The organism is Flavobacterium magnesitis (assembly GCF_041729735.1).
In the GTDB taxonomy this organism is placed as follows: domain Bacteria; phylum Bacteroidota; class Bacteroidia; order Flavobacteriales; family Flavobacteriaceae; genus Flavobacterium; species Flavobacterium magnesitis.
The window spans coordinates 1-627 of sequence record NZ_JBCFQK010000057.1; the positions used below are offsets into that span (position 1 = coordinate 1).

1 protein-coding gene is annotated in these 627 nt (G+C 30.9%); it reads right to left on the reverse strand.

What is annotated here, in order from left to right:
• Window positions 1-15: 15 nt before the first annotated feature.
• The coding region (locus AAGV33_RS16365; RefSeq protein WP_373393448.1) for a hypothetical protein at window positions 16-627 on the reverse strand (612 nt) is incomplete at its 5' end.

The following is a 627-nucleotide window of genomic DNA, read 5'->3' on the forward strand; positions in this document are numbered from 1 at the left end:
TTATAAATTCAAATTTTATAAGATTGTAATACTTTTTATTCTAATTCCGGTAAAGCAATCATCCATACAGCCTTTTTCAGAATAACCACAAGTTGAAATGAGTCCGTTGTTTTCGGTTTCAAAATAGGTATTAGTGTTTTTTATCTTAATTAACCATTCATTTTCGGCTTTAGTGTAAATTTCATCTAATGTTAAAGGAGCAGCGGCTATAAAAGAACCATGAGTGTTTATTTCGTTTGCATTTTCGGTCCATTGCCAATCTTCTTCCGGCATATATTCGGGCTTATCTATGTATTCGAAATCTCTTTGAATTACAATTCCATTGGATACCGTTATGGTTGTTTCCCATCTATGATGTATAAAAAAAGAGCTTCCTGTTGCTACATACTGGTACGAATTGTTAGATGAAACTTTAAAATCCAACCAGGCATTTTTACTTTTTTCAAAATCATTTTGATAGTTTAAATCATCATCGGATGAACAGGAAAAAAATGAAATGCTGATTAGCAAAAGTGTAATAAAATAAAAGGTTTTTTTCATAGTTATTTTTATTTGATGGTTTGTTATTACTTTACTTACGTCAATCTGAATGGAAAAGTATTGCGGAGTTTCCTCCTTCGTCGGAAT